The sequence below is a fragment of the Micromonospora sp. WMMA2032 genome, from assembly GCF_002688545.1.
GTDB lineage: Bacteria > Actinomycetota > Actinomycetes > Mycobacteriales > Micromonosporaceae > Micromonospora > Micromonospora sediminicola.
The window spans coordinates 2407596-2434594 of record NZ_CP024052.1 but is presented as its reverse complement, the minus strand read 5'-3'; the positions used below and the strand labels follow the sequence as shown (position 1 = coordinate 2434594).

Below are 26999 nucleotides of genomic sequence, written 5' to 3'. Positions count from 1 at the left end.
CCGGCGGCCCCGCCGCTTCCCCGCACGCCGCCGTCGCACCCGGCGGCGCGCCCCGGGGTCCGTGTCACCGGAGCCGGCCGGTCCGCGGCCGGCCCGTGACACGGCCGCTAGGGGTGGGTGCCGACCTGGCTGGCCTCGGCCTCCCAGATGCCGTACTCCCGTTCGGCCGGGGGCAGGCCGTAGAAGCAGACGCTGTCCACCTGCCCGGACGTCTCGTTCGCCACGGACGAGCCGAAGTTGACGTAGCGGTAGCCGCGGTCGGACTTCGCCCCGTCGATGCCCGCCTCGGTGATCTTCATGCTGATGCCCGGGTTCCAACCCCGGACGTAGTCGATCATCTTGTACGGGTTGCGTTCGCCGCCGCCGTCCGCGCCCCGGGTCAGATAGCTGGAGCTGTAGCAGTGCACGGTGGCCACGTCCGGGCGGTACGGGCCGGTGAGCAGCGCGCCCAGCCCGTCGCCGGTGTCCCGGACGAACGCGTCGAACCAGCGTCCGGAACTGCCGAAGGTGAACCCGGAGCCGTCGCCGTTCCAGCGCCCGGCCGGCATGTTGATCGCCCAGAGCAGGTTGCCCCGGTCCTGGGCCGGCTTGTTGTCGCGGATGGTCGCCAGCCGGTTCCACCGGGCCAGCCACGGGTTGTCGGGCTGGTGCCAGTCCGGCTCGTTGCCGATCTCCCAGACGAAGAGCGTGTCCGGGTGCGCGTCCACGTAGGGCAGCAGCAGGTCCAACTGGCGGCGCGCCAGGCCCGGGTCGGGATCCTCCGAGGACTGGATGATCATTTCGGTGAGGCCGGTGCCCCGCAGCGCGTCGAGCTGCCCGTCGCTGAACTGGCGGCGGTTCGGGTCGCCCCAGAACATCGAGATCCGGGCGGTCTGGGGGCGCATCCGGCGTAGCAGGTCCACCTTGCGGGCGAAGTCGATGTTGTTGGTCGCGCTGCCCGGCGAGACCACCGCGCCCCACTTCATGTAGTAGGCGGCGGACGCCGGCGTGGCGGCGCCGAGCACGCCGCCGGCGCCCAGCGCGGCGGCGGACGCCCCGACGCCGCCGAGGAACCGACGACGGGACATCCCGGTCGCGTCGGCCGGTGCTGTGGTGATGCGGTCGGTCATCGGGAGCCTCCCCTGGTCCGATGCGGTTCGGCCCTCACCGTGCCGTCCGCCGGCCGCCTGGTCCTCTCACCCCGCTCTCACCGCGCTCGCGCTCCGCTCCGCCTCGCCGTCCCCGGTTCGGGCCCCGGCCTCACCGAGCAGCCGCAGCGCCCGCTCGCGTTCCTGGTCCTCGCCGTGCTCGCGGCACAGGGCCAGGCAGCCGTGCAGCGCCGACCGGGCCGCCGGAAGCCGGCCCAGGGCGAGGTGGGCCGCCCCGAGGCGGCGCAGCGCGATCAGCTCGCCGATGCCGTCGCCGACCTCCCGGCTGCCCGCGACCGCCTCGGTCAGCTCGGTCACCGCGCGGTCGTACTCGCCGGTGCGCAGGTGCAGGTCGCCGAGGTGGCCCAGGGAGATGGCCGCGCCCCGCCGGTAGCCCAGCTCCCGGCAGAGCGCCAGCGCCCGGCGCAGCAGGCGGGCCGCGTCCGCGTCCGCGCCGTCGCGACCCAGGACCAGGGCCAGGCTGGTGGAGGTGTACGCCTCACCGAACCGGTCGTCGAGCCGGCGGAACAGGCCCAGCGCGGCACGGAAGGCGCTCTCGGCCGCGCCGGCGCGCCCGGCCACCCGGTGCGCGGCACCGAGTCCGAACAGGACCTGCGCCTGCCCGGTCAGGTCGCCCAGCTCGACGGTGACCGTCTCGGCCCGGCCCAGCGCGGTCATCGCCGCCGCGTCGTCGTGACGCAGCCGGTGCGCGGTGCCGGCGGCGCGGAGCGCCAACGCCTGCCCGGCCCGTTCGTCGAGCCGTTCGAAGCCGGCCAGCGCCGTGTCGAGGCAGTCCAGCGCGTCGTCCAGCCGGTCCAGGTTGAGATGTCGCTCGCCGCGGGCGCGGAGCAGCCAGGCCCGTCCGGTCTCGTTGCCGGCGGCCTCGCACGCGTCGAGGGCCAGGCGGGTGGTGACGTCCCAGTCGTCCAGGTGCTCCCGCAGTTCGTGGAAGCGGCCGAGGGTGTTCGCCAGGTTCCAGGCGGCCTCGTCGAGCCCGGCGGACGCGGCCCGGCGGACCGCGCCGGTGAGGTGGCCGCGCGCCGCCTCGAACCAGGCCACCGGGTCGGCGAGCAACACCTCCAGGCCGGCCGGCGTCCATCCGGACCAGCGCGGGGCGGTGCCGGCCGCGCCGCGCCGGAAACCGCCAGGGGTACGCCGGTACGCCTCGTCGGTCAGCGTGAGCCAGCCGCCGACCAGGCGGCCCAGCGCCGCCCGCCGAACCTCGGCCGGCTCCTCCACGGCGCCGAGTTCTCCGGCGTACGCCCGGACCAGGTCGTGCAGCCGGTAGCCGGTCGGGTCGACGTCGACCAGCCGCGCCTCGACCAGCCGTTCGGTGAGTTCCTCGGCGGCGGCCGGCGGCAGGTCGAGCAGGGCGGCGGCGGCCCACGGTGGCACCCGGGGCAGGTTGACCGCGCCGAGCAGGCGCAGCAGCCGGCGTTCCTCGGCGGTCAGCTCCTGGTAGCTGGTGGCCAGGCTGGACCGGACGGCCAGGTCGCCGGTGCGCAGCACGTCCAGCTGGGCGCGTTCGTCGGCGAGCTGGTCGGCGAGCCGCCGTACCGGCCAGTGCGGGCGGGCGGCGAGCCGGGCGGCGGCGATGCGGATGGCCAGCGGCAGGTGGCCGCAGCGTTCGGCGACGCGCAGGCAGTCGGCGTGCTCGGCGGCCACCCGGGCCGGGCCAAGGGCGTGCCGGAGCAGGTCCACGGCCTGTTCGGGGGTGAAGATGCCCAGGTCGACGTGGACGGCGCCGGGCAGGGCGGTGAGCCGGCGGCGTGCGGTGATCAGCACCGCGCAGGCCGGTTCGGCGGGCAGCAGGGGGCGGACCTGGTTCTCGCCGGCCGCGTTGTCCAGCACCACCAGCAGTCGTCGCCCGGCGGTGCGGGCGCGGAACAGCGCGGCCCGGTCGTCCGTGCCGGCGGGCACGGCGCGGGGTTCCTCGCCGAGCGCCTGGAGGAACCGGCCGAGCACCGCGCCCGGGTCGAGAGGCTCGCCGCCGCCACGCAGGTCGACGAAGAGCTGCCCGTCGGGGAAGGCCGCCCGGGCCCGGTGTCCCACGTGGACGGCGAGGGTGGTCTTGCCGCCGCCGGCGACGCCGGACACGGCGACGACCCGCGGCGCGGTGCCCGGCTCGGCGGTCAGCCGGGCCACCAGGCCGGCGGCCACCTCGCCCCGGTCGACGAAGTCGGGAGCGTCCATCGGCAGCTGGGCGGCGGGGGTGGGGGCGGGCCGGCGTCGTCGGGCAGCGGGTCCCCGTCGAGGATGCGCCCGTGCAGCGCCCGCAACGACGGGCCGGGTTCCAGGCCCAGGGCGGCGACACCGGCGGCGCGACCCTGCCGGTAGACCTCCAGCGCCTCGGCCCGCCGGCCGGCCCGGTGCAGCGCCCGCATCAGTCGTTCCCGCAGCTCCTCCCGGAGTGGTTCGTCGCGCACCATGCGGTGCAGCCGGGGGATCAGCTCGACGTGCCGGCCGAGGCCGAACTCGACGTCGATCCGGTCCCGCTCGACGGCGAGTCGCTGCTCGGTCAGCTCGGCCACGGCGGCGTGGAAGCCCGCGACCCCCGGGTGGGCGGGCAGTCGCACGTCGGCCAGCACCGGCCCGCGCCAGGCGTCGAGCGCGTCGCCGTAGCGGCGGGACGCTTCGGCCGGTTGCCCGGCGGCGGCCAACGCGGCGGCCTCGGCGGCGGTGGCGGTGAACACGGTCGCGTCGAGGTCGCCGGGGGCGACGGTGAGTCGGTAGCCGCCGGGTCGGGTGTCGATGGCGTCGCCGAGCGCGCCGCGTAACCGCCAGATGAGCGTCTGCACCTGGCCGACGGCGGTCTCCGGCGGGTCGTCGCCCCAGAGCGCGGCGAGCAGCACGTCCAGCGAGGCGACGCGGCCGGCGTGCACCAGCAGGACGGCCAGGACCGTCCGCTGTCGGGGGCTGCGCAGCGGGACCGGCTGCCCGGCCCGGGTCACCTCGAGCGGGCCCAGGATCCGATAACTGACCATGCCGGCGTCACCGTACCACCGGATCGACCGCTGTCGCTGCGGTCGGGTGGCGCGGGTCAGGCCGGCACGACCGGCAGGTCGAGCACCTCCTCGACCGGGCGGCGCGGGGTGGCGCGGCCCGGCTGGCCGTACCCGACCCGCATCACCATCTGCGGGGTGCCGAAGCGGCCCAGGGACAGCCGCAGCGCCTCCCGCGCCGCCGGGACCTCGATCGGCTGGGAGAGCATCGAGGCGCTGAGCCCGGCGTCGGTGGCGGTGAGCAGCACCCGCTGCAACGCCTGCCCGGCGACGACCTGGTCGGTGGCGGTGTTGCCGGCGGTGCCGAGCACGGCGACCAGCGGCTCCGGCTCGAAGTCCCGGCCCGGGGCGCGGTTGCGGCCGCCGAATCCGCGTTGCGGCAGCAGGTCCTGCGGCTCGCTCTGCGGCCCGCCGGCCACGGCGGGCACCCCGTCGGGCGAGGGCTCCGAGCGGATCCACTCCACCCGCTCGGCCACGTACGCCGGGTCGCGCTCCAGCACCCGGTGCGCGCTGCGGGCCACCTCGGCGAGCGCGTTGACCGCGCTGGTGCCGATGACCAGTTCCAGCCAGCACTGCTCGGCCCGGGCCGCCTCGCCGAGACGCCAGCGGGCCTCGGCCGGCACCGGGTCGGGCCAGAACGGGGCCCGGTTGCTGAACCGGCGGCCGATCGCCGCGTACAGGCTCTGCTCGGTCGGGGTGGGCCGGCGCGGCACGTCGGGCACCAGCCGGGCCACCACGTCGGGGTCGGCCGGGTACGGGCGCAGCCGGACCGTGGCCGGGGTGCCCGCCACGGCGAGCGCCAGCCGCAGGTTGAACAGCGCCGCCCCGCAGGCGATCCGCGCGCCCCAGCCGCTGGGGTCGGTGGCCGGCAGCCCGCGCAGCGGGTCGACCGCGACCTCGATGCCGCCGTCGTGCAGCCGGAACCGCCACGGCTGGGTGTTGTGCAGCGACGGCGCGCGTACCGCGTCGGCGACCGCGGCCCGCAGCTGCGGGACGGTGTATCCGGTCGTCATGGTCGTGCTCCCTCCGTGCGGTGCCCGGCCGGCCGGTCGGTCCACCCCCACGGTGCGTCACCGCCGTGGGCCGTGAGCAGGGCCGGAGGTCCCCACCTGAGGAGGTCCGACCGGCCCGGCGACGCGGGACGGTCGGGACCTTCGACCCATGCGCGGGTGCGGGGGAGCCGGTAGAAAGGACGGATGATCCGGGTGTTCCTGCTCGACGACCACGAGGTCGTCCGTCGTGGCCTTGCCGACCTGCTGCAGAGCAGCGGCGACATCGAGGTGGTCGGCGAGTCCGGCCTCGCCCAGGAGGCGGCGCGGCGCATCCCCGCGCTCCGCCCCGACGTGGCGATCCTCGACGCCCGGCTGCCCGACGGCAACGGCATCGACGTCTGCCGGGACGTACGGGCCGTCGACTCGTCGATCAAGGGGCTGATCCTCACCTCGTACGAGGACGACGAGGCGCTGTTCGCGGCGATCATGGCCGGTGCCGCCGGCTACGTGCTCAAGCAGATCCGCGGCACCGACCTGGTGGACGCCGTCCGCCGGGTGGCGGCCGGACAGTCGCTGCTCGACCCGGCGATCACCACCCGGGTGCTGGAGCGCATCCGCAGCGGCGTGGAGCAGCCGCGGGAGCTGAAGTCGCTCACCGAGCAGGAGCGCCGGATCCTGGAGTACGTGGCGGAGGGGCTCACCAACCGGGAGATCGCCGGCAAGATGTTCCTGGCCGAGAAGACGGTGAAGAACTACGTCTCCAGCGTGCTGGCGAAGCTGGGTCTGGAGCGGCGCACCCAGGCGGCGGTGCTGGCCACCCGGCTGCTCGGCAAGACCCACTGACCCCGGTCAACCGGCGGGACGCCCCGGTCAGTCCAGCGGGACGCCCCAGCGCAGCTCGGTGCCGTGCGGCTCCGCCCGGCGCAGCGTGAACTCCCCGCCCAGCCGCTCGGCCCGCTCCCGCAGGTTGACCAGGCCGCTGCGGGCCGCCTCCGGGTCGCAGCCGACCCCGTCGTCGGTGACCGTGACGTCGACCCGGCCGGCGTCCACCGCCACCCGCACCGCCACCCGGTCGGCGTGCGCGTGGCGGACGGCGTTGGACAGCGCCTCGCGCAGCACGGCGGTGAGTTCGGGGCGCAGCTCGTCCGGGACGGCGCTGTCGATCGGGCCGACCAGCTCCAGCTCGGGTCGCCACCCCAGCGACTCGGCGGCCACCTCGATCGCCTCGCGGATCTCGGTGCGCAGCGCCGCGCTCATCGGGGTGCGCAGCTCGAAGATGGTGCGGCGGATGTCGCGGATGGTGGCGTCCAGGTCGTCGACCGCCTGGTTGATCCGCTTGGCCGCCTCGGGGCGGGCGTTCATCGCCCCGCTCTGCAGTTGCAGGCCGGTGGCGAACAGCCGCTGGATGACCACGTCGTGCAGGTCGCGGGCGATCCGCTCGCGGTCCTCCAGGACCACCAGCAGTTCCCGTTCCTCCTGCCCGCGGGCCCGTTCCATGGCCAGCGCGGCCTGCCCGGCGAAGCTGGCCAGCAGGGCGAGGTCGTCGTCGGCGGCCGGGCCGTGGTCGGGCCGGTGGGCGATCACCAGCACGCCGTGCAGCGTGTCGGCGGCGGCCAGCGGGGACACCACCGCCGGGCCGGCGATCACCGGCCGGGGCCAGGGCGCCGCGGCGGCCAGGTCGTCGACCTGCTCGTGCCGGCCCTCGGTGACCGCCCCGGCGAAGCTGGTCTCGTCGGCCGGCAGCACCGTGCCGACCAACTCCCGGGCGACCGGGTCGGTGCCGTCGACCACCTCGACGGTGAACTGCGCCTCGTCCTCGTCGTAGAGCAGCACCAGGGCCAGCTCGGCCTCGGCGACCTCGCGGGCCCGGCGGGCGACCAGCGTCAGCGCGTCGGTGCGGCGCACCTCGCCGAGCAGCACCGAGGTGATCTCGGCGGCGGCGGCGAGCCAGCGTTCGCGGCGGTGCGCCAGCGCGTAGAGGCGGGCGTTCTCGATCGCCACGCCCGCCGCGGCGGCGAGCGCGACCACGATCTCCTCGTCGTCGTCGGTGAACTCGGCGGCGCCCTGCTTCTCGGCCAGGTAGAGGTTGCCCCAGACGTGGTCGCGGATGCGCACCGGGACGCCGAGGAAGCTGTGCATCGGCGGGTGGTGCGGGGGGAAGCCGTACGAGTTGGGGTGCTGGGTGATGTCCGGCATGCGCACCGGCTTCGGGTGGTCGATGAGCAGGCCCAGCACGCCCCGGCCGTGCGGCAGCTCGCCGATCTTCGCGTGCAGCTCGGGGCTGATCCCGTGGACGATGAAGTCGTGCAGCATCCGGTCGGGGCCGATCACCCCGAGCGCGCCGTAGCGGGCGCCGGCCAGGTCGCACGCGGACTGCACGATCCGTTGCAGGGTGCTGCGCAGGTCGAGGTCGGAGCCGATGCCCACCACCGCGTCGAGCAGCGCACGCAGGCGTTCCCGGCTGGTCACCACCTCGCCGACGCGGTCGAGCATCTCCTGGAGCAGCTCGTCGAGGCGGACCCGGGACAGCGGAGTCAGCCCGAGCGACGGCGTGACGTGCTCGTGCCGGGGGTTCGGTGCGGCGGTCACCGGGCGATGCTATCGCCCGGTGACGTACGCCGACGAGCCCGTCAGGACAGCTGGTCGCGTACCGCCGAGGTGTCGACGGTCTGCGCGGCCTCCAGGCGCGGGGTGTGCGGCGGGCCGGCGTGCGTCGGGTCGGCCACGCCGAGCCGCATGCTCAGGTAGGGGAAGCCGAGCCCGGCCAGCATCTGCCGGAGCACCTCGCGGGTGCCGTCGACCTCCACCACGCCGGACAGCGGCACCAGGGACACCCCGTGGCGGGTGGCCGCCAGCCAGGCGGCGGAGAGCGCCTCGCCGGCGCGCAACCAGCTCAGCGGCTCGTCCTCGGCGCCCCAGAGGATGGCGTAGACGGCGGCCTTGTCGTGGCCGGGGCCGATCGGCAGCGATCCAGGGTGGCCGAAGTCGCGGCCCGGCACGGTGGTCTGCGCCGGCTGGTCGGGCAGCACCTCCGGCGGCAGCCCGGTGCCGGTGCCGGCCCGGTTGACCCAGTAGGCCAGCTCCTCGCGCAGCTCCGGGCTGTCCGCCTCGACGGCGGCGGCCTGCTGGGCGGCGCCGGCCAGCTCGATCTTCTGCATGTCGTCGAGGAGTTGCAGGTTGACGCCCTCGGCGGTGGCGGCCCGGTCGATGTCGCCAAGTGCGGCGGTGGGGATCTGCTCGTCGCTGACCGGCCGCCGGTCGGTGTGCCGCACCCGCATGCACTGCACGAGGTGCATGGCGTCGGGGTCGGCGCCGGTGTGCCGCAGCCCGGTGATCCGGGCCAGCAGGTCGGGCTGGTTCGGGTCGGGCAGCCGCTCCACCACCGGGGTCCAGCCCTCGGCGGCCAGCGCCGTCCGGGCGTGGTGCAGCGCCGCGCCGCAGCTGACCACCAGCAGGCGGCCCTCCGGGTCCATCGCGCTGAGGTGCCGTTCCCGGACCACCCGCAACTCCAGCGCGTCGGGCAGGACCGTCCAGTGCCACGGCTGCGTGTTGTGCACCGAGGGGGCGTGGCCGGCCATTCCGGCGGCCTCCGCGAGCGCGGTGGTCAGCGGGCGATCGGTAGCCGGCGTCTCGTGGCTCATCGTCACGACCTTTCCTGTCTCTCCCCATCGTGCCTGACACCCGGGACGCCCGGGTGGGGTTGCCCGCTCCATCCTCGGTCATGCCCGGCCGGCCCGCACGGGGCCCTTCGACCTGTCGGATCGCCCGGTTCGCCCTACCTGGCCCGCGCCGACGCTGAGACGATCGGCACGTGGGGACCGAAGCGCCCGAGTGCGTACCCGAACGGCCGGCCCGGGCCCGGCGGCGGGCCTGGGTGCAGTGGGCCCCGCTGGCCCTGCTGACCCTGGCCGTGCTGGCCGGGGTCGCGCTCTGGTTCGCCGGGGCGCCCGGCGCGGCCCGGCTGGTGTGGGCGGCGGTCACCGTGGTCGCCCTGGCGCCGGCCGTCTGGACCACGCTGCGGCAGCTGTGGCGCCGGCAGTTCGGCGTCGACGTCATCGCCGTGCTGGCGCTGCTGGGCGCGTTGCTGGTGCGGGAGTACCTGGCCGGCGCGGTGATCGCCGTGATGGTCGCCACCGGGCAGGCGCTGGAGGAGTACGCCCGGCGCCGGGCCACCCGCGACCTGCGCGCGCTGCTGGAACGCGCGCCCCGGCAGGCCCGCCGCCGCACCGCCGACGGCGGGATCGAGGTGGTCCCGCTGGACGCGGTACGGGCCGGTGACCGCCTGGTGGTCGGTCCCGGCGACGTGGTGCCGGTGGACGGCACCGTGGAGGAGCCCGCCACGCTCGACGAGTCCGTGGTGACCGGCGAGTCGCGGCTGGTCGGTCGGGCGACGGGCGAGCAGGTGGCCAGCGGCGTGGTCAACGCGGGCGCCGGCTTCGGGCTGCGGGCCCGTCGGAACGCGGCGGAGAGCACGTACGCCGGCATCGTCCGCCTGGCCGGTGAGGCGACCGCCCGCAAGGCTCCGATGGTGCGCCTCGCCGACCGGTACGCGGCGGCGTTCGTTCCGTTCACCCTGCTGCTGGCCGGCGCGGCGTGGCTGCTCTCCGGCGAGTTCGTCCGGGCGGTGGCGGTGCTGGTGGTGGCCACCCCGTGCCCCCTGCTGCTGGCCACCCCGATCGCGGTGGTCTCCGGGCTGTCCCGGGTGGCCCGCCGGGGCGTGCTGGTGCGCGACGGCGGCTCGCTGGAGCAGCTCGGTCGTGCCCGCACCCTGCTGCTGGACAAGACCGGCACGCTGACCGCGGGGCGGCCCCGGGCCGCGGAGACGGTGGTGGCGCCCGGCGGCGACCGGGACGAGGTGCTGCGGCTGGCCGCCTCGGTCGAGCAGCTCTCCCCGCACGTGCTGGCCGCCGCGCTGGTGCGGCAGGCCCGCGAGCGGGGGGTGCCGCTGGCCGAGCCGACCGGGGTGACCGAGGAACCGGGGCGCGGGGTGACCGGGCACGTCGACGGCCGCCTGGTCCGGGTGGGCCAGCTCGCCGGCGAGCCGCCGGAGTGGGCGGACCGGGCCCGGGAGCGGGCCGAGCGGGCCGGCCTGTCCACCGTCTGGGTCAGTGACGAGCGCGGTCCGCTCGGCGCGATCCTGCTGGAGGACCCGGTCCGCCCGGACGCCCGGCGGACCGTGCGGCGGCTGCGCGAGGCGGGGCTGAGCCGGCTGGTCATGGTGACCGGCGACCGGCCGCGCACCGCGGCCCAGGTGGCGCAGGTCGTGGGCGTCGACGACGTGATCGCGCGCTGCTCGCCGGGGGAGAAGGCCCAACGGGTACGCGAGGAGTCCGCCCGGGCGGTGACCGTGATGGTCGGCGACGGCGTGAACGACGCCCCGGCGCTGGCCGAGGCGCACGTCGGGGTGGCGATGGGCGCGACCGGGGCCACCGCCTCCGCCGACGTGGCCGACGCGGTGCTCACCGTGGACCGGCTGGACCGGCTCGCCGACGCCGTGGAGATCGCCCGGTACGCCCGCCGCATCGCGGTGCAGAGCGCCACCGTCGGGATGGGGTTGGCCGTGCTGGCCATGCTGGTGGCCGCCGCCGGCCGGTTGCCCCCGGTCGCCGGCGCGTTCCTCCAGGAGGGCATCGACGTGCTGGTGATCCTCAACGCGCTGCGCGCTCTCGGTGGCGGCCTGCGGCGGCGCGAGGTCCCCCCGCACACCCGGGAACTGCTCGACCGGTACTCCGGCGAGCACGGCGGCGTCCGGGACGTGCTGGCCCGGCTGCGGGACACCGCCGACCTGGTCGCCACCCGCCCGGACGACCCGGGGTGCGTGCCGGCGCTGCGGGACGTGCACCGACGCCTGGTCGACGAGGTGCTGCCGCACGAGGCGGCCGAGGAACGGCAGCTCTACCCGGCCCTGGCCGGGCCGCTGGGCAGCGACGAGGCGACCTCGACGATGAGCCGCGCACACATCGAGATCGCCCGGCTGGTGGAGCGGATCGGCGGGCACCTCGCGGCGTCGCCGGACGGCCGGCTGCGCCGCGAGGAGGTGACCGACCTGCTGGCCGCGCTCTACGGCCTGGACGCGGTGCTGCGGCTGCACCTGGCCCAGGAGGAGGAGGACTACTTCTCCCTCAACCCGTCCGACGGTGAGGCGTCCCCCGACCGCTGACGGTCACCCCGGCGGTGCGGCGTGGCCGTCCCGGCACGCGGCCGTCCGCGCGGAGAGGGCACGCCCCGCGAGCGATATGACTGCTGGTCATATTCATGCCTCACAGTCATATCGCTGAGAAGGGCCGTCCCCCCGCTCGGGCCGCACGCACGGTGAGGACGGTGCCCACGGGCACCGTCCCGGGTCCGAGCACCGGCGGATCAGGGCTCGCGGACCACCGCCACCGGGCAGTGCGCGTGCTGGATGAGCTGCTGACTGACCGAGCCGAGCAGCATGCCGCGCAGCCCGCCCCGGCCCCGGCTGCCGACCACCACCAGCTGCGCCGGCCGGCTCGCCTCCACCAGCAGCGCGGCCGCGCTGCCGGGCACCGCCTCGATCTCCACCGGCACGTCGGGGAAGCTCTCCCGCCACGGGGCCAGCTCCGCCTCGGCGGCGGCCCGTTCGGTCGCGGCGATCTCCTCCGGGTCGAAGTCCGGCGGCACCCAGCGGTCGCCGGGCGGCTCCCAGGCCCGCAGCACCCGCAGCGGCACGTCGCGCTGGGCGGCCCGCTCGACGGCGAAGCCGAGCGCCCGCAGCGCCGAGGGGGAGCCGTCCGAGCCGACGACCACCGGCCCCGACGTGGCGGCCTGGCCGTCGCGCACCACCACCACCGGGCAGTGGGCGTGCGCGGTCACCGACACCGCGGTGGAGCCGGCGAGCAGTCCGCCGAACCCGCCGTGCCCCCGGCTGCCGAGCACCAGCATCCCCGCCTCGGCGGAGCGTTCCTGGAGCACCAGCGCGGGCGGCCCGTCGAAGACCTCGCCGTGCACGGTGAGGCCGGGCCGCTCGGCGGCGGCGTCCGCCGCCGCCTTGCGGACCAGCTCCTCGACCTGCCGGCGGGCCGTCTCGTCCGGCCAGACCCCGGGGGCCACGCCCGGACCGATCCACCCGGCCACGGTCAACCACTCGAAGACGTACGCCAGCCGCACCGGCCGACCGGAGCGGCCCGCCTCGTCCAGCGCCCAGTCCAGCGCCACCGACGCGTCGGTGGACCCGTCGTAGCCGACCAGGATCTCGTCGTCGCTCATTCGGCACTCCGCACCGCGGGGTCGGTCTCCCGGATCCAACGCCACTCGGCGACCCGCGGGTCGTCCTCGCCGAAGCGGCGGGTGTAGTCGCGGCAGGCCTGGCGGGTGTCCACCATCTCCTGACGCAGGTGCGCGGCGCGCGAACGCAGCCCGGGCACCCGGTCGATGACGTCGATGACCAGGTGGAAGCGGTCCAGGTCGTTGAGCATCACCATGTCGAACGGCGTGGTGGTGGTGCCCTCCTCCTTGTAGCCGCGCACGTGCAGGTTGTCGTGGTTGGCCCGGCGGTAGGTGAGCCGGTGGATCAGCCACGGGTAGCCGTGGTAGGCGAAGATGACCGGCCGCTCGCGGGTGAAGATGGTGTCGAACTCGTTGTCCGGCAGCCCGTGCGGGTGCTCCGACGGCGGTTGCAGGCGCATCAGGTCGACCACGTTGACCACCCGGACCTTCAGGTCGGGCAGGTGGCGGCGCAGCAGGTCGGCCGCCGCGAGGGTCTCCAGCGTCGGCACGTCGCCGGCGCAGGCGAGCACCACGTCCGGCTCGGCGTCGTCGTCGGTGCTGGCCCAGTCCCAGATGCCCAGGCCGCGGCGGCAGTGCTGGACCGCCTCGTCCATGGTCAGCCAGTTCGGCGCCGGCTGCTTCCCGGCCACCACCACGTTGATGTAGTGCCGGCTGCGCAGGCAGTGGTCCATGGTGGAGAGCAGCGTGTTGGCGTCCGGCGGCAGGTAGACCCGGACGACCTCGGCCTTCTTGTTGACGACGTGGTCGATGAAGCCCGGGTCCTGGTGCGAGAAGCCGTTGTGGTCCTGCCGCCAGACGTGGCTGGAGAGCAGGTAGTTCAGCGAGGCCACCGGCTCCCGCCAGGGAATCTTGCGGGTCACCTTGAGCCACTTGGCGTGCTGGTTCACCATCGAGTCGACGATGTGGATGAACGCCTCGTAGCTGGTGAAGAGGCCGTGCCGGCCGGTCAGCAGGTAGCCCTCCAGCCAACCCTCGCAGAGATGCTCGGAGAGCACCTCCATCACCCGGCCGTCGGGGGAGAGGTGGTCGTCGCCGGGCAGCCGGCGGCCGACGAACGCGCGGTCGGTGACCTCGAACGCGGCGCCGAGCCGGTTCGAGGCGACCTCGTCCGGGCCGAACAGGCGGAACGTCTGCGGGTTGCGGACGATCACGTCGCGCACCCACGGGCCGAGCGCGCCGGCCGCCCCGGCCACCGTGCCGCCGGGCTCCTCCACCTCGACCGCGTAGTCCCGGAAGTCGGGCAGGTCCAGGTCGCGCAGCAGCTTGCCGCCGTTGGCCACCGGATTGGCGCTCATCCGCCGGTCACCGGTCGGGGGCAGCGCGGCCAGCTCGGCCACCGGGCCGCCGGTGGCGTCGAACAACTCCTCCGGGCGGTAGCTACGCAGCCAGCGCTCCAGCTCGGCCAGGTGCGCCGGGTTGTCGCGCACCTCCGCGATCGGCACCTGGTGGGCACGGAACGTGCCCTCGACCTGCTTGCCGTCGACGTCCGCCGGGCCGGTCCAGCCCTTCGGCGTCCGCAGCACGATCATCGGCCAGCGGGGACGCTCGACCTCGCCGCCGGAGCGGGCCCGGCGCTGGATCTCCGCGATCTCGTCGACCGCCCGGTCCAGCGTCGCGGCGAGCAACTGGTGCACCGCCACCGGGTCGTCGCCCTCCACCAGGTACGGCTGGTGGCCGTAGCCGCGCATCAGGTCGAGCAGGTCGTCGGTGGGGATCCGGTCCAGCACCGTCGGGTTGGCGATCTTGTAGCCGTTGAGGTGCAGGATCGGCAGCACCGCCCCGTCCCGGGCCGGGTTGAGGAACACGGTGGACAGCCAGCTGCCGGCGAGCGGGCCGGTCTCCGCCTCGCCGTCGCCGATCACGCAGGCGACCAGCAGGTCCGGGTTGTCGAACGCGGCGCCGTAGGCGTGGCTCAGCGCGTATCCCAGCTCGCCGCCCTCGTGGATCGAACCTGGCACCTCCGGCGCCACGTGGCTGGGGATGCCGCCGGGGAACGAGAACTGCCGGAACAGCCGCTGCATGCCGGCCTCGTCCCGGGGGATGTGGTGGTACAGCTCGCTGTAGGTGCCCTCCAGCCAGGTGTTGGCGACCAGCGCGGGGCCGCCGTGGCCGGGGCCGGTGACGAAGATGGCGGACAGGTCCCGGTCGACGATGACCCGGTTGAGGTGCGTGTAGAGCAGGTTGAGACCGGGGCTGGTGCCCCAGTGGCCCAGCAGGCGCGGCTTGATGTGCTCGGGCTTGAGCGGCTCGCGGAGCAGCGGGTTGTCGAGCAGGTAGATCTGCCCGACGGTGAGGTAGTTGGCCGCCCGCCAGTAGGCGTCGAGCCGGCGCAGCTCGTCTTCGGTCAGGGGGCTGTGCAGGTCGAGAGCGGTGTCCATGCTGCGTTGGCCTCTCGTGGCTCGGGGTCGTCTGCCACTCGGGGACGGGATCGTCGTCCCCGGCGGGTCCAGCCTGGCCCTCCGCCGGGGTGGACGGTCAGGGCCGTTGGTCCCGCCTCGCGCGGGCGTCATGGCCCGTCCCCGGCGTCGTCGCCGACACCCCGTACGACGATCAGCGGGGCCGGCGAGTGGTAGAGCAGGGCCTGGCTGACCGCGCCCAGTGTGGACCGTACCGGCCCGTCGCCGCGCGCGCCGACCAGTGCGAGCTGCGCCGACCGGGACCGGTCGAGCAGGACCTCGCCCGGATCGCCGCGGACGGTCTGGCAGGCGGCGGCCACCCGGGGATGCCGTACGGCGTGCCGGTTGACCGCCTCCTCCAGCAGGCCGTCGTCGCCGTCGTGCCGGTCCGTCTCGACCACCCGGACGGCGAGCAGCCGGGCCCCCCGGCGTTCGGCGCAGTCGAAGGCGTAGCGGAGTGTGGCCCGCGAGCCGGGGGAGCCGTCGTAGCCGACCAGCAGCGGCCCGGGCGGCGCCGCCTCGGTGCGCCCGACCAGCACCGGGCAGCCGGCCCGGGAGGCCAGTTCCACCGCCGGGGCGTCGGCCGGGACGCAGGTGGGGCAGCTGGCCATGCCGCCGTCACCGAGCGCCACCAGGAACGCGGCGTCGGCGGCCCGCAGCAGCGCCTCGACCGGCGAGCCCTCGACGATCTCGCCGCTGACCGGCACGTCCGGCGCGGCGTCGGCGGCCACCTGCCCGGCCTTCTCCAGCAGGTTCTCCGCGTCGACGCGGGTGCCGCCGGCCGGCGCCGGTCCGGTGGACGCGGCCCAGTTGAACGCGTGCAGCAGGTGCAGCGGCCGGTCGTGGGCCGCGGCCTCGCCGGCGGCCGTCCGGACCACGGTCAGGTCCTCCGCCGACCGGCCGACGCCGACCACCACCGCGCCGTGGCTCGGTGCGGCCATCCCGGCTCACCTCCCGACCGCGCTTTTCCCCACCGTAGTCGTGGGGCCGGGCCGGCCGGACCGGGTCAGCGGAACTGGAGCCGGTTGACCGCGTCGAAGAGCCGGGCGCCGAGCAGCCGGCGGGTGTGCACCATCGCCCACGCGGCGGCGGTGACCAGGTAGCGGGTGCGCGGGCGGCGGGCGACGACGGACCGCTCGATCACCCGGGCCACCGCCTCCGGCGGCGCGGCGAGCAGCGGGTTGCGGTAGGACTTCGCCATCGCCGCGTCCACCGCGGCGACCATCCGACCGTACGGGCCGGTCTTGTCGGCGCCGGCGCCGAGCGAGGACGCGGCCACCGCGCCGAAGCCGGTGCGGATCAGACCCGGCTCGATGATCGCCACGTCCACGCCGAACGGGCGCACCTCCTGCCGCAGGGCGTCGGAGAGCGCCTCCACCGCGTACTTGCTGGCGTGGTAGTAGCCGCCGCCGGGGAAGACCAGCCGGCCGCCCATGGAGCTGACGTTGACGATCCGGCCCCGGCCGGCCCGGCGCATGCCGGGCAGCACGAGCTGGGTGAGGCGGGCGAGCCCGAAGACGTTGGTCTCGAACTGGGCGCGCACCCGGTCCATCGGGGTCTCCTCGACCGGACCGTACTCGCCGTAGCCGGCGTTGTTGATCAGGACGTCGACCTGGCCGTGCGCGGCCTCCACCGCGGCCACGGCGGCGCGCATGGAGGCCTCGTCGGTGACGTCGAGGGGGAGGAGCCGGGCGCCGGCGTCGGCCAGGTCGGCGATCGCGTCGACCTTGCGCGCGGTCGCGTACACGGTGAGGTCGGGGCGGCGGGCGAGCCGGCGGACGGTGGCCCGGCCGATGCCGGAGGAGGTGCCGGTGATCAGGACGGCGGTCATCTGTGGTCTCCCTGAGGTCGGGGCAGGCCCGCGACGACCAGCGCGACGCCGTCGCGCAGCCGCCGTCGGGGCAGGTCGGGGTCGGTGAGGTCGGCCTCCAGGCCGCGGGTGAGCGCGACGAGGACGTCGGCCACCGCGCGGGCCCGCGGCCCGGCGGCGTCCGCCAGCGTGGCGGCTACCAGGTCGGTCAGCTCGGCGGTGTACGCGTCGACGAGGTCGCCGGTGAGCTTGCCGCTGGCGTCGAGCAGCTCGGTGGCGTGCCGGCTCTCCCGGTGCAGCGTGAGGGTGAGTTCCAGCTTGGCGGCGAGCACGTCGTGCACCCGCTCGGCCAGGTCGCCGCCGGGCGCGTCGGCCACCCGCCGGGCCCGGTCGAGCGAGTCGGCGAAGAGCCGCTCGGCCAGCCGCCGGTAGGCGTCGTCCTTGTTGCGCACGTACTGGTAGACCGCCGGCCGGGACATCCCGGCGGCCGCCGCGATGTCGTCCATGGTGGTGCGCCGCATCCCGTGCCGGGTGAAGCACTCGTACGCGGCGGTCAGGATCGTCTCCAGCCGGTCGTTCGACATGCTGACAAGTCTTGCACAGAATGTCAGGCCGTCACACGTGTCCCCGGTCACGCCGGGGTGGGGAGGATCAGCGCGGCGCGGGCAGGGCGGGGTGGACGCGCAGCACCACGGCGGTGGCGTTGTCGTCGCCACCCGCGTCCAGGGTGGCGGCGAGCAGGGCGCGCACGGTCCGTGCCGGGTCCCGGCGGGCGGCGAGCAGGTCGCGCAGCCGGTGGTAGCCGAGCTGGTCGCTCACCCCGTCGGTGCAGAGCAGCCAGGTGTCCCCCCGCCGCAGCGGCACGGCGAGCAGGTCCGGTTCCGGCCGGTCCGGGTGCCCGACGTAGCGCAGCAGCTGGTAGCGGGCCCGCGCCGCCTCGGGGGAGTCCGCCGGCCACCACCCGTGCAGCAGGCCCAGCCAGGCCATCGTGTGGTCCACCGTGACCAGCTCCAGCAGCCCGTCGCGCAGCCGGTACGCCCGGGAGTCGCCGAGCTGCGCCAGCCAGCCCTGGTTGCCGTCCGGCTCGACCACCAGCGCGGTGAGCGTGCACCCGGTCAGCCCGGGTCGACCGGCGCCGGCCCGGCGTACCCGCCGCTGGGTCTCGGCGACGGCGGCGCGCAGCCCGGCGGCGTCGACGGCGGGCCACCCGGCGCGGACCTGGGCCACGAACGTCTCCGCCGTGGTCGTGCCGGCCACCCGGCTGCCCTCGCCCTCGCCCATGCCGTCGCAGACCACGGCCAGCGGCAGCTCCGGGTCGAGGTGCAGCACGTCGTAGTTCTCCGGGTAGCGGTGCCCGACCACGCTGCCCCCGGCGATCTCCAGGGTGAGCCGCCCGGCGGTGAGCCGGCGGGCGGCCTCGACCGGCCGGTCCAGCGGACGGCGGCGGAACACCAGCGGACGGTAGCACCGGCCCGGGTCGCGGATGGGCAGGTCGCGGCCGTGTCATCCGTCAACCAGGGTTGACACGGGGCGGGTTGTCAACCTACATTGACAGCATGAGTCAGGCGACGGAACTCGCGGCGGCAGCCGGCAGCACCGACCCCAAGGTCGGCCTGCGGGCCGTGCTCGCCCTGCGCCGGCTGCTCGAGCGGCTCGAGGTGGTCCAGGTCGACAACGCCCGACGACAGGGCTGGTCCTGGCAGGAGATCGCCGACGCCCTCGAGGTCAGCCGGCAGGCGGTCCACAAGAAGCACGCCGGTCGACCGGCGGTGCCCGGAAGCTGGGAGGCGTGATGTTCGAACGATTCACCGACCGGGCCCGCGCGGTCGTGCACCACGCAATCGACGAGGCCCGGACCGAGGGCCGGCGCCCCGTCGGCACCGAGCACCTGCTGCTCGGGGTGTTGGCCGACCGCGACAACCTGGCGGTCCGGTTGCTCGCCGCCGCCGGCGTCACCGCCGACGACCTGCGCGCGGCCGTGGCCCGCCACGCGGCGCACGGCGTCGACGGCCTCGGCGCGGCGGACGCGGCGGCGCTGCGCGAGATCGGCATCGACCTCGCCGCGATCGTGGCCCGGATCGAGGAGTCCTTCGGCCCCGACGCGCTGCGTGCGGCGGCCCCGCGCCCGCGCCGCTGGTGGCGGCGCCGGCCCCACGTCGGCACGTTCTCGCCCCGGGCGAAGAAGGTGCTGGAGCTGTCGTTGCGTGAGGCGCTGCGACTGCGCCACCGGCACATCGGCACCGAGCACATCCTGCTCGGCCTGCTCCGGGAGGGCGACGGACTGGCCGCGCTGACCCTGACCGAGGCCGGGGTCGACCTCGACGACCTGCGGCGACGGGTCGAGGCGGCGCTGCGCGAGGCGGCCTGAGGCCGGGCCGGATCCCAAACCTGTTTGCGGTCCTCGCAACGTCCGCCTCCGCCGGGTCGCCGCCGCGCCCCGCGTCCTGCACACTGGCGCCGTGGACGGTGCAGACGACAAGCGCCCGGTGACCGCGGAGAACCGCACGCCGCGCTCGGCCGTGGTGGTCAACCCGGTGAAGGTGGCCGACCTGGACGAGTTCCGGCGGATCGTGGACGGCGCGCTCGACGCCGCCGGCTGGCCGGCGCCGACCTGGTACGAGACCACGGTCGAGGACCCGGGTCGGGGCCAGGCGGAGGAGGCGGTCAAGGCCGGGGCGGAGGTCGTCTTCGCCTGCGGCGGCGACGGCACCGTGATGGCCTGCGTGACCGCGCTCGCCGGCACCGACGTGGCGCTGGCCGTGCTGCCCCAGGGCACCGGCAACCTGCTCGCCGCCAACCTCGGCCTCTCCAACGACCTGGCCGCCGGGCTGGAGGTCGCCGTCGAGCGCGGGATGCGCCGCCTCGACGTCGGCGTGGTCGGCGACCAGTGCTTCGCGGTGATGGCCGGGATGGGCTTCGACGCCCAGATGCTCGACTCCACCTCCGAGACCACCAAGAAGCGGATCGGCTGGCCGGCCTACCTGGTCGGCGCCGCCCGACACCTGCGGGACCGGCCGATGCGGGTCTCCGTGCGCATCGACGGCCGCCCGCCGCTGCGCCGCCGGGCCCGCTCGGTCCTGGTCGCCAACGTCGGCCGCCTCCAGGGCGGCGTACGCCTGCTCACCGACGCCGAGCCGGACGACGGCTGGCTCGACGTGGCGGTGCTGACGCCGCGCACGCTCGGCCACTGGCTCGCCATGGGCTGGGCGCTGGTGCGCCGGCGGGGCAGCGTGCCCCGGATGGAGGTGTTCCGGGCCCGCACCGTCGAGATCGCCGGCAACCGTCCGCAGCCCCGGCAGCTCGACGGCGACCTGATCGATCCGGGCCGTTCGCTGACGGCCACCATCCGGCCCGAGTCGCTCTGGCTCTGCGTGCCGCGCCCGGCGGACGACCCCGACCTGGCGGTGGACGCCGACGCGGCGGCGGAACGCGGTGAGCAGCTGATCGAGGAGGCGCGCCGTGAGTAGCACCAAGCTGGTCCCCGAGACCCGGTTGATGACCTCCGACGAGCTCTCCGCCGACGACGCCTGGCACACGCTGCGCCGGCACGGCGGCTGGTGCCTGCTGCGCGACGCCTTCATCCGGTTCCGTTACGGCGACGGCTTCAGCCACTCCCGCGCCCTGGCGTTGCAGCTCTGCCTGGCCGTGGTGCCGTTCCTGATCGCGCTCACCGGCCTGATCACCGACCTGGGTGTGGACGAGGGCGGGAAGGTCGTCGCCGACACCGTGCTGGCGATCACGCCCGGCCAGAGCGAGTCGATGGTGCAGGAGCTGCTGGCCGACACCGACCGCACCGAGGACGCCGGTGAGCTGGCGCTGACCCTCGGCCTGCTCACCGGGCTGGTCGCGTTGACCACCACCATGGCGCAGATCGAGCGCGGCGCCAACCGGATCTACGGCGTCGAGCGGGACCGCCCGGCCTTCCCCAAGTACGTGCGCGCCACAGTGCTCGCACTGCTCGCCGGCGTACCCGCGCTGTTCGGCTTCCTGATCCTGGTCGGCGGCGGCGCGTTGGGCGACTCCGTGCGCCGCCACTACGAGTGGGGCGACGTCGCCACCGTGGTGTGGGACGTGGTCCGGTGGCCGCTCAGCCTCGGCCTGACCGTGCTCGCCGTGGCGGTGCTGTTCCGGCACGCGCCCCGGCGCAAGCAGCCCGGTCTGTCCTGGCTCTTCTTCGGCGCCGGCATCGCCATCGCGCTGTGGTGGCTGGCCAGCCTGCTGCTCGCCGCCTACGTGAAGTACAGCGGCGGATTCGGCCAGACCTACGGCGCGTTGACCGGCATGATGGCTCTGCTGCTCTGGGCCAACCTCACCGGGATGGCGCTCTTCGGCGGGCTGGCCTTCGCCGCCCAGCTGGAGGCGATGCGGATCGGGGTCGAGGAGCCGGCCCAGCCGGACCTGTGGGAGCCGGAGGCGCAGCGTGAGGAGCTGCTCGACACCGGTGAGATGACCGCGCTCTGACGCCGCGCCGGTGCGGCGTGTACGAGGCACGCGGATCGGGTACAGCGCGCCTCGCAGAAGAACGAGGGAGGTGCGGTGTGACCGCGGTCAAGGAAACCGGGCGCCGGCCGCTCGGCCACTTCGCCGAGCGGAGCCTGGTGGGCCTGCTCGCGGTGGCCGGCGCGGGAGTCGCATTCGGTGTGCTGCTCATGCTCGTCCGGTTCCGCTGGAGCCCGCTCCAGCACGCCGACCACGAGGCGGCCGAGTGGTTCAACAACCTGGTGGCGCCGCACGGCCCGCTGGTCACCGTGCTCCAGGCGATCACCGACCTGGGCGGCCGACCGGTGCTCATCTGGCTGATCACCATCGCCGTGGTGGGCCTGCTGATCCGCCGCCAGTCGCGGCTGGCGGTCTACCTGATCGTCACCGGCGTGGGCGGCCTGATCCTCGACCCGTCGCTCAAGGCGCTGGTCGGGCGGCTGCGCCCGGTGGTGGACGTACCGGTGGCCAGCGCCCCCGGCAACAGCTTCCCCAGCGGTCACGCGCTCGGCTCGTTCGTCGCGTACGGCGCGCTGCTGCTGGTGTTCCTGCCGGCCATGTCGCCGCGGTGGCGCAAGCCGGCCATCGCCATCGCCGCCGTGCTGATCTTCCTGGTCGGGCTGACCCGGATCGCGCTGGGCGTGCACTTCGTCTCGGACGTGTTCGGCGGCTGGCTGCTCGGCGCGGCCTGGCTGGGCGTCACCGCGTACGCGTTCCGGCTCTGGCGGCGCGAGCGCGGCCGGCCGGTGCCGCCGCTGACCGAGGGCCTGGAGCCGGAGGCCGGCGAGGAGATCGCGCCCGCCCCGGCCGAGGAGAAGGTGCTGGAGCACCCCCGCTCGGCGGTGGCCGAGCTGCTGGTCGGCTGGGTGATCGTCTTCGGCGCGCTGTACGCGTTCGGGATGTACGTCAGCTACCACGCCAAGGGCACCTTCTTCGCCACCCTCGACACCGAGGTGCCGCGCTGGTTCGCCGCCCGGCACACCGACGCGCTCACCGGGCTGAGCTGGTGGTGGAGCAAGTTCGGCGACACCCACGCCATCCTGCTGGTCTCGCTGGTGTTCTGCCCGATCGTGCTGGCCGTGTGGCGGCGCTGGCGACCGGTGCTCTTCGTGGTGCTGGCGATGTTCGGTGAGCTGAGCCTCTTCCTGGCCACCGCCCGGGTGGTCGAGCGCCCGCGCCCGCCGGTGGAGAACCTGGACGGGCAGATGCCCACCTCGTCGTTCCCGTCCGGGCACATCGCGGCGACCATCTGTCTCTGGGTCGCCATGGCGATCATCGTGTTCCCGCGCACCGACCGGTGGTGGCGGTGGCTGTTCGTGGCGATGGCCGTGATCATGCCGGTCGGGGTGGCCACCTCCCGGATGTACCGGGGGATGCACCACCCGACGGACTTCATGGGCGCGATCCTGCTCGGCACGCTCTGGCTGTCGCTGCTCTACTGGGTGATCCGGCCGAACGCCGACGTGCACGAGGGCAACCGGCCGGCGATCGAGTCCGAGCAGGTGGACGAGCTGGACGACGAGCTGGCCAAGGCCGGCCGGCCGGACTGACCCGATGCTGCGGGTGATGACCTGGAACATCCGGACCGGTGGTCGGGACCGCGACGGCACCGACCGCCGGGACCGGATCGTCTCGGTCGTCGCCGCGCAACGCCCGGACGTGCTGGCGCTGCAGGAGCTGCGCGGCCTGGACCGGACCCTGCCCGGGCTGGCGGAGCGGATGGGCCTGGCGCCGTACCTGGCCCGGTCCTGCTTCGGCCAGCCGGTGGCGGTGCTGGTCCGGCCACCACTGCGGGTGCTGCGTTCGGGTCGGGTGCGCCGACCGTTCCACCACGCCGCCGCCCGGGTCCAGGTGGCCACCGGGGCGGGGCCGTTGACCGTGTTCAGCACCCACCTCGACCCCTACTCGGGCGGCCGGCGGCGGATGGAGGCGGACTGGCTGGCGGCTGCGGTGCGGCGCACCGGGGGAGCGCTGGCCCTGCTCGCCGGTGACCTGAACACGCTGGAACCGGCCGTCGACCACACCGCACGGCTGGCCGGGCTCGCCACCCCGTACCGGCGGCGGCACCTGCGCCGCGACGGCCGGACGGTCGACACCCGGGCGGTGGCCCGGCTGCTCGACGGCGGTCTGGTCGACCTCTGGCCGCGATCCGGCGGCGACGAGCCGGGCGGGTGGACCGTGCCGACGCGCCACGGCGGCGCGGAGTTCGCCGGGATGCGGTTGGACTACCTGCTCGCCACGCCGGCGCTGGCCGGGCGCGTGCACGCGGTGCGGGTGGTGCGCGGCGGGGACGCCGACGCCGCCTCCGACCACTACCCGGTGGTGGTCGAGCTGGACCTGGACCCCTAGGCCAGGTCGGACCCGACGATCGCCACGAAGATCAGGATGACCAGCTCGCTGATGATCCAGGAGTGGGCGTCGGACCAGTCGCGGACCTTCGGCAGCATCCGTTCGGCGCGGCCGCCGAGCAGCACCAGCGCGAGCAGCGGCAGCGCCAGGAGCAGCACGGTCAGCACCAGGAACGGCAGCAGGTGCCACCACGGCCTGTCGTGCCCGGCCAGGCTGCCCGCGACCGAGGCCATGGTGACCTCGTCGCTGGGCATGGCGAGGAAGAGCACCACGCCCAGGCCGAACGCGAACGCGGGCTTCGGGTCCTCCAGCCTGCGCATCCAGCCCGGCGGCTGGTTCCGTTTCCGCCGGAGGAACGTGATCACCATGAGGACGAGCAGCAGCGCCAGCACGATCCAGTCGATGAGGTGCCGGCTGCCGCTGTCCCTGGTCCCGTTGCCGGCGCTGTGTCGCACCAGCCGGAACACGCCGTACCAGACGGTCAGCGCGACCAGCATGCCCAGCGTGGCGCCCGCCAGGTAGGCCACCGAGCTGCGGCGTGGATCGCGGCTGGCGGCCAGGAAGATCGCGCTCACCACCTGCGGCCCGGCGACCATCACGAAGGCCAGCGGCAGCACGCTCAGCAGGTTCATGACCACATTCTGTGGCCGCCGCCGGGCCGGAGCGGGAGCTTCTACAGGACCAGGTTGAGCAGGATGGTGAGCACCACCGACGCGACGATCGAGAAGAGGATCATCAGGAGGCAGCCGAACCCGCCGCCGGCGGGTCGGATCTCGGTGTTTCCGATACGCATGACATCAGCTCCTCGCAGCAGGCTCGGGCGTTGCCGCGAGTGCCGCGGCAACGCCCGAGCGGGTCACAGCTCGCGCAGCCGGGGCAGCAGTTCCTCCTGCGCCCAGTCGAGGAACATCGGCTGGCTGTCGCCGCCCACCTGGACCAGCGCCACGTGGGTGAACCCGGCGTCGACGAACTTCTTGAACGCCTCGACGTGCCGGTCGACGTCCGGGCCGCAGGAGATGCCCTCGGCCACGTCCTCCTCGCGAACGAACTGGGTGGCCGCGGCGAACGCGTCCGGGCCGGGCAGGTCGGCGTTGACCTTCCAACCCATGCCGAACCAGCGGAACTGGTCGTGCACGATCTTGCGGCACTCGGCCTCGTCCGGGCCGTAGCAGATGGCGACCTGCCCGTAGCGGGGACGGCCCGCGCCGCCGGCCTCGTCGTACATGTCGACGAGGTGGGACAGCGGGTCGGTGGCGATCATGGCGTCCGCGTACTCGGCGGCCAGCGTCGCCGACTGCCGACCGGACGCGGCCACCGCCATCGGCACCGGGCGCTCCGGCCGGTCCCAGACGTACGCGTCGGGCACGTCGAAGTGGTTGCCGGAGAACGTCAGCGTCTCGCCGTTGAGCAGCGGCCGGATGATCTGGAGCGCCTCCTCGAACATCTCGTGCCGCTGCTGCACATGCGGCCACCCGCCCACCACGTGCTCGTTGAGGTTCTCGCCCGCGCCGAGGCCGAGCGTGAACCGACCGTCCGAGAGCACCCCGATGGTGCTGGCCTTCTGCGCCACCACCGCCGGGTGGTAGCGCCGGATCGGGCAGGTGACGAACGACAGCAGCTCGGGTCGGCTGGTGGCGTGCGCGACCGCGCCGAGCACCGACCAGGCGTACGGCGAGTGGCCCTGCGACTCCAGCCAGGGGTAGTAGTGGTCGGACATGACCAAGTGGTCGAAGCCGGCGGCCTCGGCGCGGATGGCGTGGTCCACCAGCTCCTTCGGGCCGGCCTGCTCGCACATCAGGGTGTAGCCGACGTTCACCATGGCGCATCTCCTTCCGGGTGGATCGTCTCCGGATACCCCGCCTCAGGCGGATCAACCCGGGTGTCCGCTTCCCGGGCGACCGTCTTGACGCCGCGTCGGATGCTGCCTACAGTCCGGCTTAACCGGTTCAGACCGGGACGGCGCACCATCCTGTGGTGGGGATGACCGCCCCTGCGGCGGCCCGTGACGGCACGGGTCGCCGCAGGACTTAACCGGTTGCCTTCCGCGTCCCATCGGCCTACGCTGATGCCGGCGTCCGCCGGGAGTCACGGGCGCGGCTGTCGGGCTCAGCCGCCACCGCCTCGTCACCATCACCGCACCCCCGCTCGGGCACGGGGTGACACCTTCCCCTGAGGACAGCCATGAAGAAGATGCTCTCCGTCGCGGGCGCCGCCCTGCTGACGGCCCTCGCCGCCGTCTTCGCCTTCGGGCAGCCGGCGCACGCCGCCGCCGGTTTCTCCGTCTCGAACGGGCGGCTCTACGACGCCAACGGCACCGAGTTCGTCATGCGCGGGGTCAACCACGCGCACACCTGGTACCCGCAGCAGACCAGCTCGTTCGCCAACATCAAGGCGCTCGGCGCCAACACGGTCCGGGTGGTGCTGGGCAGCGGCGACCGCTGGACCAAGAACAGCGCCGCTGACGTGGCCAACGTGATCTCGCTGTGCAAGACCAACCGGCTGATCTGCGTGCTGGAGGTGCACGACACCACCGGCTACGGCGAGGACGGCGCCGCCACCACGCTGGCCCGGGCCACCGACTACTGGCTGAGCATCGCCGACGTGCTCAAGGGCCAGGAGAAGTACGTCATCGTCAACATCGGCAACGAGCCGTTCGGCAACCAGGGCTACAGCGCCTGGACCACCGACACCTCGAACGCGATCAAGCGGCTGCGCGCCGGCGGCCTCACCCACACGATCATGGTGGACGGGCCGAACTGGGGCCAGGACTGGTCGTTCACCATGCGCGACAACGCCGGCACCGTGTTCAACGCCGACCCGCAGCGCAACACCGTCTTCTCCATCCACATGTACGGCGTCTTCGACACCGCCGCCGAGATCAGCGACTACCTGGGGCGGTTCCGCTCCGCCGGGCTGCCGATCGTGGTCGGTGAGTTCGGGTTCAACCACTCCGACGGCAACCCCGACGAGGACGCGATCATGTCCTACAGCCAGGCCAACGGTATCGGCTACCTGGGCTGGTCCTGGAGCGGCAACGGCGGCGGCGTCGAGTACCTCGACATGACCACCGGCTTCAACCCGGCCCAGCTCACCAGCTGGGGTCAGCGCATCTTCAACGGGGCCAACGGCATCGCCGCGACCGCCCGGGAGGCGTCCGTCTTCGCCGGCAGCTCGCCCACCCCGACCACCAGCCCGACCCCGACCACGAGCCCCAGCCCGACCACCAGCCCCAGCCCGACCACGCCGCCGACCACCACGCCCCCGCCGGCCGGTGGCTGCACCGCCACGTACACCGTCGTCAACTCGTGGCAGGGCGGTTTCCAGGGCGAGGTCAAGGTGACCGCGGGGTCCGCCGCGATCACCGGCTGGACCACGAAGTGGACGTTCGCCAACGGCCAGGCCGTCAGCCAGTCGTGGAACGCCACGGTCAGCAACAGCGGGTCGGCGTACACCGCCCGCAACGTGGACTACAACGGCCGGCTGGGCGCCGGCGCCAGCACCAGCTTCGGCTTCATCGCCAGCTGGAACGGCACCAACGCCGTGCCCGCGGTGACCTGCGCCGCGAGCTGACCGACTCGGTACGCCGGTGGCCGGGC

At 74.6% G+C, this 26999-nt stretch carries 23 protein-coding genes; 9 read left to right on the top strand and 14 right to left on the bottom strand.

Features of this window, described 5'->3' with window-relative positions; all coding sequences use genetic code 11:
- Nucleotides 1-107: 107 nt before the first annotated feature.
- The 4 genes from CO540_RS10660 to CO540_RS10645 form a co-directional block, all read right to left on the bottom strand.
- Nucleotides 108-1109: a hypothetical protein gene (locus CO540_RS10660; protein WP_099161916.1), complete on the bottom strand. Its 1002-nt coding sequence runs from the start codon at nt 1107-1109 to the stop codon at nt 108-110.
- A 66-nt stretch (nt 1110-1175) separates the two neighbouring features.
- Complete coding sequence (locus CO540_RS10655) at nt 1176-3320, bottom strand: tetratricopeptide repeat protein (protein WP_099161915.1); 2145 nt, start codon at nt 3318-3320, stop codon at nt 1176-1178.
- Nucleotides 3260-4111, bottom strand: a complete 852-nt coding sequence (locus CO540_RS10650) for an AfsR/SARP family transcriptional regulator (RefSeq protein WP_099161914.1) — start codon at nt 4109-4111, stop codon at nt 3260-3262. Before CO540_RS10650 ends, CO540_RS10655 begins: the two co-directional genes overlap by 61 nt.
- A gap of 56 nt (nt 4112-4167) precedes the next feature.
- Nucleotides 4168-5142 carry a nitroreductase family protein gene (locus CO540_RS10645; RefSeq protein ID WP_091579194.1) on the bottom strand — a complete coding sequence of 325 codons (975 nt, stop codon included), beginning with the start codon at nt 5140-5142 and terminating at the stop codon, nt 4168-4170.
- Between the two features lie 183 nt (nt 5143-5325).
- On the opposite strand from CO540_RS10645, the gene CO540_RS10640 reads away from it, so the two are divergent.
- Nucleotides 5326-5964 carry a response regulator transcription factor gene (locus CO540_RS10640; protein ID WP_091096280.1) on the top strand — a complete coding sequence of 213 codons (639 nt, stop codon included), beginning with the start codon at nt 5326-5328 and terminating at the stop codon, nt 5962-5964.
- A gap of 27 nt (nt 5965-5991) precedes the next feature.
- Here CO540_RS10640 and CO540_RS10635 read toward each other — a convergent pair whose 3' ends face one another.
- Complete coding sequence (locus tag CO540_RS10635; RefSeq protein ID WP_172968009.1) at nt 5992-7659, bottom strand: GAF domain-containing sensor histidine kinase; 1668 nt, start codon at nt 7657-7659, stop codon at nt 5992-5994.
- 92 nt (nt 7660-7751) lie between these two features.
- The gene (locus CO540_RS10630) at nt 7752-8762 is read right to left on the bottom strand and encodes a nitroreductase (RefSeq protein ID WP_099164701.1); all 1011 of its coding nucleotides are present in this window, start codon (nt 8760-8762) and stop codon (nt 7752-7754) included.
- Nucleotides 8763-8932: 170 nt separating this feature from the next.
- Here CO540_RS10630 and CO540_RS10625 point away from each other — a divergent pair, with 170 nt between their 5' ends.
- A complete protein-coding gene (locus CO540_RS10625) occupies nt 8933-11281 on the top strand; it encodes a heavy metal translocating P-type ATPase (RefSeq protein WP_099161912.1) in 2349 nt (782 codons plus the stop codon).
- Nucleotides 11282-11481: 200 nt separating this feature from the next.
- On the opposite strand, the gene CO540_RS10620 is transcribed toward CO540_RS10625, so the two are convergent.
- The 6 genes from CO540_RS10620 to CO540_RS10595 all read right to left on the bottom strand — a co-directional run bounded on the left by CO540_RS10620 (nt 11482) and on the right by CO540_RS10595 (nt 18027).
- On the bottom strand, nt 11482-12348 hold the full coding sequence (locus CO540_RS10620; RefSeq protein WP_099161911.1) for a universal stress protein: 867 nt from the start codon (nt 12346-12348) through the stop codon (nt 11482-11484).
- Entirely contained in the window at nt 12345-14747 is a 2403-nt protein-coding gene (locus CO540_RS10615; RefSeq protein WP_099161910.1) for a phosphoketolase, read from the bottom strand. The genes CO540_RS10620 and CO540_RS10615 overlap by 4 nt, the downstream gene beginning before the upstream one ends.
- A gap of 128 nt (nt 14748-14875) precedes the next feature.
- Nucleotides 14876-15706 carry a universal stress protein gene (locus CO540_RS10610; RefSeq protein ID WP_099161909.1) on the bottom strand — a complete coding sequence of 277 codons (831 nt, stop codon included), beginning with the start codon at nt 15704-15706 and terminating at the stop codon, nt 14876-14878.
- Between the two features lie 65 nt (nt 15707-15771).
- Nucleotides 15772-16596, bottom strand: coding sequence for an oxidoreductase (locus CO540_RS10605; RefSeq protein WP_099161908.1), 825 nt, complete (start codon nt 16594-16596; stop codon nt 15772-15774).
- Nucleotides 16593-17159, bottom strand: coding sequence for a TetR/AcrR family transcriptional regulator (locus tag CO540_RS10600; RefSeq protein ID WP_099161907.1), 567 nt, complete (start codon nt 17157-17159; stop codon nt 16593-16595). The genes CO540_RS10605 and CO540_RS10600 overlap by 4 nt, the downstream gene beginning before the upstream one ends.
- A 67-nt stretch (nt 17160-17226) precedes the next feature.
- Nucleotides 17227-18027 (bottom strand): PP2C family serine/threonine-protein phosphatase, encoded by an 801-nt coding sequence (locus CO540_RS10595; protein ID WP_099161906.1) that lies wholly within the window; start codon nt 18025-18027, stop codon nt 17227-17229.
- A gap of 104 nt (nt 18028-18131) precedes the next feature.
- Between CO540_RS10595 and CO540_RS10590 the strand changes: the two genes are divergently transcribed.
- The 6 genes from CO540_RS10590 (at nt 18132) to CO540_RS10565 (ending at nt 23403) form a co-directional block, all read left to right on the top strand.
- Nucleotides 18132-18368, top strand: a complete 237-nt coding sequence (locus CO540_RS10590) for an HTH domain-containing protein (RefSeq protein ID WP_073836364.1) — start codon at nt 18132-18134, stop codon at nt 18366-18368.
- A complete protein-coding gene (locus CO540_RS10585) occupies nt 18368-18943 on the top strand; it encodes a Clp protease N-terminal domain-containing protein (RefSeq protein WP_099161905.1) in 576 nt (191 codons plus the stop codon). Before CO540_RS10590 ends, CO540_RS10585 begins: the two co-directional genes overlap by 1 nt.
- 91 nt (nt 18944-19034) lie before the next feature.
- Nucleotides 19035-20042, top strand: a complete 1008-nt coding sequence (locus CO540_RS10580) for a diacylglycerol kinase family protein (RefSeq protein ID WP_099161904.1) — start codon at nt 19035-19037, stop codon at nt 20040-20042.
- Nucleotides 20035-21036: a YihY/virulence factor BrkB family protein gene (locus CO540_RS10575; protein ID WP_099161903.1), complete on the top strand. Its 1002-nt coding sequence runs from the start codon at nt 20035-20037 to the stop codon at nt 21034-21036. The genes CO540_RS10580 and CO540_RS10575 overlap by 8 nt, the downstream gene beginning before the upstream one ends.
- Before the next feature lie 77 nt (nt 21037-21113).
- Entirely contained in the window at nt 21114-22604 is a 1491-nt protein-coding gene (locus CO540_RS10570) for a phosphatase PAP2 family protein (protein WP_099161902.1), read from the top strand.
- A 4-nt stretch (nt 22605-22608) separates the two neighbouring features.
- Nucleotides 22609-23403 (top strand): endonuclease/exonuclease/phosphatase family protein, encoded by a 795-nt coding sequence (locus CO540_RS10565; protein ID WP_099161901.1) that lies wholly within the window; start codon nt 22609-22611, stop codon nt 23401-23403.
- Here CO540_RS10565 and CO540_RS10560 read toward each other — a convergent pair.
- Together CO540_RS10560 and CO540_RS10555 are read right to left on the bottom strand one after the other, a co-directional pair.
- Complete coding sequence (locus CO540_RS10560; RefSeq protein WP_099161900.1) at nt 23400-24035, bottom strand: GAP family protein; 636 nt, start codon at nt 24033-24035, stop codon at nt 23400-23402. The two genes, CO540_RS10565 and CO540_RS10560, sit on opposite strands and share 4 nt — an antisense overlap.
- A 224-nt stretch (nt 24036-24259) precedes the next feature.
- On the bottom strand, nt 24260-25222 hold the full coding sequence (locus CO540_RS10555; protein WP_099161899.1) for a TIGR03557 family F420-dependent LLM class oxidoreductase: 963 nt from the start codon (nt 25220-25222) through the stop codon (nt 24260-24262).
- A 362-nt stretch (nt 25223-25584) separates the two neighbouring features.
- On the opposite strand from CO540_RS10555, the gene CO540_RS10550 reads away from it, so the two are divergent.
- Nucleotides 25585-26973 (top strand): cellulase family glycosylhydrolase, encoded by a 1389-nt coding sequence (locus CO540_RS10550; protein ID WP_099161898.1) that lies wholly within the window; start codon nt 25585-25587, stop codon nt 26971-26973.
- The last annotated feature ends 26 nt before the right edge of the window (nt 26974-26999 follow it).